9 protein-coding genes are annotated in these 7809 nt (G+C 36.9%); 7 read left to right on the top strand and 2 right to left on the bottom strand.

Features of this window, described 5'->3' with window-relative positions:
* Positions 1 to 1082: RHS repeat domain-containing protein (locus tag CLV51_RS28580; protein ID WP_281261543.1), on the top strand; the 1082-nt coding region annotated here is incomplete at its 5' end.
* 1 nt (position 1083) lies between these two features.
* Positions 1084 to 1521, top strand: coding sequence for a DUF6896 domain-containing protein (locus CLV51_RS28585; RefSeq protein WP_106531539.1), 438 nt, complete (start codon positions 1084 to 1086; stop codon positions 1519 to 1521).
* A gap of 265 nt (positions 1522 to 1786) precedes the next feature.
* Here the strand turns inward: CLV51_RS28585 and CLV51_RS28590 are convergent, their stop codons facing one another.
* Positions 1787 to 3187 carry a hypothetical protein gene (locus tag CLV51_RS28590; RefSeq protein ID WP_106531540.1) on the bottom strand — a complete coding sequence of 467 codons (1401 nt, stop codon included), beginning with the start codon at positions 3185 to 3187 and terminating at the stop codon, positions 1787 to 1789.
* A gap of 456 nt (positions 3188 to 3643) precedes the next feature.
* Between CLV51_RS28590 and tcmP the strand changes: the two genes are divergently transcribed.
* The 3 genes from tcmP to CLV51_RS28605 all read left to right on the top strand — a co-directional run bounded on the left by tcmP (position 3644) and on the right by CLV51_RS28605 (position 5831).
* Entirely contained in the window at positions 3644 to 4771 is a 1128-nt protein-coding gene (gene tcmP, locus CLV51_RS28595) for a three-Cys-motif partner protein TcmP (RefSeq protein WP_106531541.1), read from the top strand.
* Positions 4772 to 4776: 5 nt separating this feature from the next.
* Positions 4777 to 5502, top strand: coding sequence for a DUF5131 family protein (locus tag CLV51_RS28600; RefSeq protein WP_106531542.1), 726 nt, complete (start codon positions 4777 to 4779; stop codon positions 5500 to 5502).
* Between the two features lie 71 nt (positions 5503 to 5573).
* Entirely contained in the window at positions 5574 to 5831 is a 258-nt protein-coding gene (locus CLV51_RS28605; protein ID WP_106531543.1) for a hypothetical protein, read from the top strand.
* A gap of 83 nt (positions 5832 to 5914) precedes the next feature.
* On the opposite strand, the gene CLV51_RS28610 is transcribed toward CLV51_RS28605, so the two are convergent.
* Entirely contained in the window at positions 5915 to 6145 is a 231-nt protein-coding gene (locus CLV51_RS28610; protein WP_106531546.1) for a helix-turn-helix domain-containing protein, read from the bottom strand.
* A gap of 490 nt (positions 6146 to 6635) precedes the next feature.
* On the opposite strand from CLV51_RS28610, the gene CLV51_RS28615 reads away from it, so the two are divergent.
* Entirely contained in the window at positions 6636 to 7139 is a 504-nt protein-coding gene (locus tag CLV51_RS28615; protein ID WP_106531544.1) for a hypothetical protein, read from the top strand.
* On the top strand, positions 7129 to 7401 hold the full coding sequence (locus CLV51_RS28620) for a hypothetical protein (protein ID WP_106531545.1): 273 nt from the start codon (positions 7129 to 7131) through the stop codon (positions 7399 to 7401). The genes CLV51_RS28615 and CLV51_RS28620 overlap by 11 nt, the downstream gene beginning before the upstream one ends.
* Positions 7402 to 7809 lie beyond the last annotated feature (408 nt).

Here is a 7809-nt window from a genome sequence, read left to right on the forward strand (position 1 = left end):
ACCTTGGGAATATAATGGCCACTATCTCCGATCAACAGGGAGCACAAAATGCAACGCTGTATTCGGCATCGGATTATGCGCCGTTTGGGATGCAGATGGTGGGGAGGAGATGGAATTTGGCGGGTGTTTATCGTTATGGATTTAATGGGAAGGAGAATGATAATGAGGTGAAGGGAGATGGGAATCAGCAGGATTATGGGATGAGGATTTATGATCCGAGGGTAGGGAGATTCTTGAGTGTAGATCCGTTAATAGCAAATTATTCTGACCTTGCTCCATATTTATATGCAGAGGATAACCCCATATTAAATATAGATGTAGAAGGTATGGCGGCAGGTGACTTTAATACAGTTGACCCGCCGACTAAACGTGTCCCAGTTCTGAAGACTGAACCTCCTAAAAGAATACCTGATCCGCATAGAGTTGAGGAAGGAGGACGAGTAATAAGGCAGGTTTTGAGAGGAGCTAAGTATATCGGCAGTAGTCCTGCGAGCCTCTTTGTTAGGGCTTTATTTAGTCCCTTATCTGCAGGAGAAGGTTCTTCAAAACCTGATAGGCATGCGCCAACCTCAGAAGAAATTCTTAAGACTACATACGAGCATCTCACTAATAATCCTGATGCGGATTTAAGTGATGCTGAGAAGCAGGCTTTACAGGATCGGATTGCTTCAGGTATGGCTACGCAGAATGATCTGTTTCAGCAGAGTATGATGTCCCTGAATAAGATAAAGCTCCCCGGATCAAACGTTGGAGGAGGCTATACAGCAGGGCAGGTAAACGACTTAATATCAACAGAAGAAAATGCCCAGTTTCAAGTTGAAGGGATTAAGGAAGCTTTGAAAAGTGGAGATCCTAATAAAACAGGTAGAGTTTGGAAAACGGACCTTGTTACTACTGTTTATGGAGGTAAAACTTATATTTTAGATGGGCATAATAGATTTAAGGCTTTATCAGAATTGGGTCAAGGCACACCCGCAGGAGCACATGTACAGCAGTTAAGCACAGATGAAGCAACAAAATTATACAAGGATAAAATGGATAATATTAAAGCGGGAGATTTCAATTTAAAAATAAGCGAATAAAATGGAGGAAGTTGAAAGATATATTTATCATTTTTTACAGTATGTAAAAACATTTCATCAATTTTTGGTGAATGAGTATAACATGGAAGGTTATCCTTCTTATAATGAGGCGGGTAAAGTGTTCCCAAGAAGTGGGATGTTTAATATTGAGGGGGAATCGTTTAACTACCGTTATCATGGTAGTGGTTGTACCTTAATGGTTGATGAGGTTGTAATTGATTATGATCTTGATATTTTGAGTGAGAATAAGATTAAAATATCAGATTGGAAATTTAATAGATTTATTGAAAGTTATTCAAAAGGAACGTCTAAAGTATTAATAGATGACTTGGATAAAATATTTATTCAGCTTGTTAAAAAAGGAGTGTTGGAACATAAAGACCCCAACATTTTAGTTTTTATTATAAATGAGAATTTCTTTCAAGACTATAAGCTATAAGCAGAAAACCCAGCCATCGGCTGGGTTTTCTGCTTATAGCTTATAGTGATTTTATCAATGCGTATATGCCTGTTTAGTTTTAACGTCTCTAATAAATGCGCCTATCACCTGTAACAGTGCAGCTTTATCTTCAACAGGGAGCGCCAAAGATCGGGCCTCTGTTCCATTTGCAGCTCTAATTTATGAGTAGAGTGCGTTGCGATTAAAGGCTTTTGTTTAATCAGGATGAACTGTGGTGCTCGTATATCTGATGAGACTGTCGGCCTTAAGGTTTAATTCCAGTTGCCTCTTTTATAACTGAAACGGCAAGTCCAACGCCTATCTTTTCAGCAATTTCCAATAGCCATTTTCCAGAGGTGGAAAGGGCACTCATAACTTTGGACTTGTCTCCTTTTTTTGCTGCCGATTCTGCTGTCGCTAAAGCGCCGATTTGCTCATCATGCTCTGGAGCATCGGTAGACTCCTGCTTAGCATGTTGACGCAGCTTTGTTAATTCAGCTGCGAGCGCATTGAGATCAATATTATCTGTAATACTAGACTGTTGGACAAAGTTTTCTGCATGTGCATTATCTCCCATCGCGCCAACCTGACTATTAACAGTTTTATACTTATTATTCTCCATATGGGTAAAGTTTAAATTTTCTATTAAAATCTGAAAGGATTTTTGCGTTTGGATAATGCGAGAAAAGTCATATGGTAGGCCCAAACGATTCAGTTGCTTTTCGTTTAGACTTAGCTCCATGACCTTCGAAAGGCTGAATGGAGCGCTTCTAAAATGCGAGCGCACCTGATCAAAATCGGTTATGATTTTGCCATCATACAATTTACCCACATAATCGTCTTCCATCCAGCGAATGCTTCTTTCAAAAGAGCCAGTTTCCGAAGGATCGAAGGTAACATAAGAAGCATAAATCGCCTTATCTCCTTGATAATTACTTATGAAGCTCACCGCTACGCTCACCCTTAAATCTTCCATATCTCGGCTTTTGGGGTGTCTTGCCTCTTTTACATCTTCTACCTGCAGAAAAACCTTTGAAACATCTGTATAACCATCGTATATTTTTTCATGAGAATCGGGAATATGCCTTAGTTTACCAGTTATATTTTTCACCACAGCTCCTCTGCTGACAATTTCATCAATAAATTGATTATAATAACCTACGGGAATGGCAACTGGAAAACCTTCTTCACAGTTCCCATTATTAGAAGCAGACATTAGATAATATTCGCTCCCGTCGATAATAATAGGCTTCAATCGTATATTACCTACCCCTCCATCGAGCATGGACATTTTACCATGGTGGTCATATACGACAATACCATCCGTACTGCTGATAATTCGTCCTTGAGCCTCTCTCCTGGCCTCTCTAGCCTTTGGCGTGTAATAGAGGCCAGGGGAGCGAGGGAACCATTCAAATAGAAAAAAGCTGTCCAATGTTATACTTACATCTGTTCGTTGAAGCTGATTAAAATGCAGCGCCTCCCATATCGAGTTATTGGAGTGAAATACTTTATATGGAGGCCTGGTACCAATCGGCAGCTTCTCTCCAGTTGATGAATATAGGTATAAGGCAGTAGCTGCATGAGGTTTTATTAGGGTATCCAGGTTATAGGAAGGTAATTTAAAGAAATGTTTTGAGGCATTTCTGGCAGCGTCATCATACATCGAGATATAGTGTTTTAGTGGAACATACTATGAAAATAATAAAAAGGCGGTTTCAAATTCACAGATCTTCAGTATTCCTAAGCTTTTATGCCATTGCTTTTGTAGGATTAACAAATATCAAATTATTGTATTCCCAAATAAATCTAACTTGAATTTTGCATGGATGAAAAATATGGAATCTTCCAATATAAGAAATTTCTTTATTTGAAATACCGGGAATTTTCCCGTTTAACCTGAATACATTTTCAGCTATCTTAATAAATTCTTTTCATAAAGAGTAAATGTTATAGTCATAAAAAGGCGAAAATCCACTTTTCATATTAAGGCTTTATATATCATAGCATTACTTAATGGATGCTTGCAGGTATTCTACATTATATTTAATATAATATGTAAAATTATATTAATTAAACAGCCTTTGATTTACGCTTCCAAATCAGAAAGCAATCTTCACGTATGAATAAACTTGATGTTAAAACAAATTTGCTTGATCATTCTGAGGCAAAGGTTAGGTTACTAGGTGAGTATGTAAAAAGGTACTTGAACATTATTAGTAACGATGGCTATACTGAAGTAATCAATATGCACGACTTGTTTTGTGGTCCAGGATTATATGATAACGGTGGCCATGGGAGTCCGCTTGTAATATTGAAGCATGTTAAGCAAACATATTATACAATAATTGACAAAAGTTCTCGCAAGCGACCGAAAATAAATTGCTATTTTAACGATCTCGATAAATCCAAGACTGAAATTTTAAATCAATCTATTAAAGATGGCTCACTTCACTACCCAGTTATTGGTGAACTTAATCTATCTAATAATGATTACAAAGTAGCAGTTGTTGATTTAAAAGATCGTTTTGAAAAATTTAAGAATGAAAAATCCTTTGTATTTATTGACCCTTACGGTTACAAAGAATTAGTTGCAGGGGATATTCAAGGACTACTTGGTAAACACAAAAAAAGTGAGGTCCTAATATGGCTCCCAATTCAATTTATGTACAGGTTTGCCGATGAAGGAACACCTGCCGTTTTGAAAAACTTCATGACAGAACTAGGTATAATGGATGAAGCGAAAAAAACAAAAAACGTTTGGGAGTTTATTTCTTTATTGAATACAGGTTTTCAAAATTTTTTAGGGAATGCTTTTTTTGTAGATCATTTTTCCTTAAAAAAAGAAGAAAACACCGTTTTCTGTTTATTCTTTTTCACTTCTCATATAAAGGGATTTGAAAAAATGCTCGAATCAAAATGGGAAATTGATACTGAGCAAGGAAGAGGATGGCAGTATAGTGGTATTATCCCAAGTTTGTTTTCTGAACAAAAAACTAATGAGTTAGAAGCCACCTTGAAATCTTTTTTAAAAACTGGACGCAAGTATAATTCGGATGTCTATGAGTTTGTTTTACGTCAGGGTTATTTAACAAAACATGCAACTGAAGTATTATCCAACCTTCAGAAAAATGGACAACTACAGGTCTTCCTTGGCAATGGAACAGCTGCAAGGAAAAATTCGTTCTACATAAAGTACCACAAACCGTCAGACATTGATAATAAGAAGGTGTATTTTGCATTAAATTAAAACACATGGCACAATCAAGCATAGAATGGACTGAAATGACATGGAATCCAACAACCGGCTGTGATAAAATTTCAGCTGGATGTAAATATTGCTATGCCGAGATAATGTCCAAACGGCTTCAGTCAATGGGTGTAGAAAAGTATAAAGACAATTTTGAAGTGAGAACCCATGAGGAGGCGTTAAGCATTCCTTATACTTGGAAGCATTCTAAAGTTGTATTTGTCAACTCGATGAGTGACTTGTTTCATAAGGATATATCCTTAGATTTTATTAAGAAGGTTTTCAACGTAATGAACAATAATCCTCAACACGTGTTCCAGGTTTTAACGAAACGTGCGGAAAGACTATTTGAACTACATGGTGAACTAAAATGGACACACAACATATGGATGGGCGTATCGGTGGAAAACGATAAGGTAAGGAACAGGATTGATTTTCTAAGACAGACAAAAGCAAGGGTTAAGTTTTTATCGTTAGAGCCACTTATTGGTCCGTTGAATAATCTGAATCTGGAAAGTATAGATTGGGTAATTGTCGGTGGAGAAAGTGGGCACAAACCCAGACCAATGAAACCCGACTGGGTACTTGATATTCAAGAACAATGTGAAAACAAAAGTGTGGCATTTTTCTTTAAGCAATGGGGAGGAAAAAATAAGAAGGCCGCGGGAAGAATTTTGAATGGAAGAACATATGATGAAATGCCGGAAATAGAGCTGCAGCATAGCGTTTAAATAATTGGTATAATAGTTAAGTAATGTCCAAGTTAAAAAATCCATTGGCACTGAAAATTATTAACTAACTTATGATTTCTAATTATGAAAATGTAATTAATGCAATTTGCGACAGGTTTCACAATCATGTGACACCTTTAAAAATTGCAAGTTGGCTCGAAAATTTTGATGCAGCAGATTGGAATAAAGCCTTGATTGTTCTGAATTCATTTGAATATTTTGCTACGATAGATATCATCAAAGAATTTGACAGCTATTTAAATCAGATTCATGACAACATCAATAATTCTAATTCAGTTTATACATTACCTGTAGGAAAAGCGGGTTAGCAATGATCTATTATCTAAAGAAAACTAATTCATTTGTAAATAACAAATACAAGATATGTATACGGCTCTAAAAGTAATGATGTTTAAAGCCCTTCTACTCTTTTGTAGAATTCAGAAAGCGAGATATCGAAATACTTGCAAAGTGCAGACAAAGTACTTACTGTAGGATTAGCTTTGGCCGTTTCAATGCGGCCCACATGTATATTGGTATCGTTATAAACCTCTTCCTGGCTTACGTCTTTGGCTTCACGTAATTCTTTAAGAACTGCTGCTATTCCCTTCAAAAGTTTATTATTTCTTATTTGCTTCGCCATATTGTACAAGGTGGGAAGAAATAATTTTCTTAATAATGACGAATATGTCATTATTTTATTTAAATTCGCATTGACAATTAAAAACTGAAATACCGATTTTTAAATAATACTTGATGAATAAATATTGATAGAACTGGTTTCGCTTATAAAGTAAAATCGATATTTTTGCGATTCTTCAATAAAATAATTTGAAGCAATTTGCTTTTGCCTTGCTATAGAAACGTAGGAAATTTCAGAACACGGGGCGATAAGTGGATGGCTCATGCTATAAAGGCGTGGGCCAACTTATTCGTGTTCAGGCTTCCTACGGCCTCTATAGCGGAGAAAGTTGGTACCTGCGCCTTTTTTGTTTAATAACTCCCCGCAGGTTTTAGATAGTATCTCAGATTTTTATGATAAGGTTTAGATAATCGGTCCAATTGACCGGTGGGGGAATCGTATGGCATAATCAGACTTGTAGCTCTTTTAATTATCCTAAAAATTAAATGTTATGGAAAATCTATTAACCATCTTAAACAACATTACGCCATACGGCTCAGAAAATGGCTTTGTTGAACTTTGTTGGAATCAATTAAGCCTGGTAATAGCCAGTAAAGAAGCTGATAAATGGACAGCAGATCAGCGGGACCATTTTATGGTGTTCACTAATTTCTTTATTGAAAGTGGGAGGGCTGTTTTTACTGTCCGGGATGCTTTGGTAAGAGATAATGTAACAGACTTGAATAAAGATCTGATAGGTGAGCTGGTAGAACCTTTAGATCGGTTGGACGAATTTTCAGTAGCAGTTGATTTGAAAGAGTTACATGAAACGATTGACGAATACACAGAGATCCTTTTGAATTTGGAAAATTACATATTGGACGTAGCTATAATTGAATTTGCAGCCAGCTATTTTAAAATGTTTTTCCTGACGCTTCACTCTTTGAATATAGAAGAGCGTATTAAAATAGCCAGTGTAACCAGTAACAATCAAAACATGGTTTATGAGCATTGATAAAAATGAACCGAATGTGTTAAACAGGCTTCACACTGAATTTTCTACGGTTGCTGTCCACTTCAGGAATCGTGTTTGTGAAGAATGTAACTATAGTACGCCTACTTTCTACAGAAAGATGCGTGGCAAGGATAAAAAAGTGGAGGGTAAGTTAGTTCCTGCATTGAGCAATGCCGAAAAAGATAAGATCCGTGAGATTGGCGAAGATGTCAAAAATGATCTTATCACATCAATTTCCGGCATTAGGTTAAAGAAGGGATAATTTTTAGTTGGGTGATACGCATTTAATAACAATGGCGCTTGATTCCTCTAGTGCCATTTTATATTACTGAAGCTTTAAGCCTCGATTTTAGCCCATCTAAGATGCTTTTGAGTGATTGGCTTCACTCATAGCAACAATCCCGTTATTTTAGCTGTTTGCCCATATTTCTTTGATCTTTCTACCTGCTTCTTCCGGGCTGATTCTTATATACCGGTAGAAATCTGTCAAGTTCAATACACCCGGCTCGCCTACCACCTTGCCGGATGGTGGCACCACAGAAGTGCAGACAACCTCAGTATACCCCAGGCATCGTTTAAGCACGGATTACGCTTATAACTCGCTGGGGCAGGTAATACAGCAAAATACCCCCGATGCCAATACCAGCTATTTCTGGTACGATTTGAAAGG

Origin of the sequence: Chitinophaga niastensis (assembly GCF_003014755.1) — a bacterium.
GTDB lineage: Bacteria > Bacteroidota > Bacteroidia > Chitinophagales > Chitinophagaceae > Chitinophaga > Chitinophaga niastensis.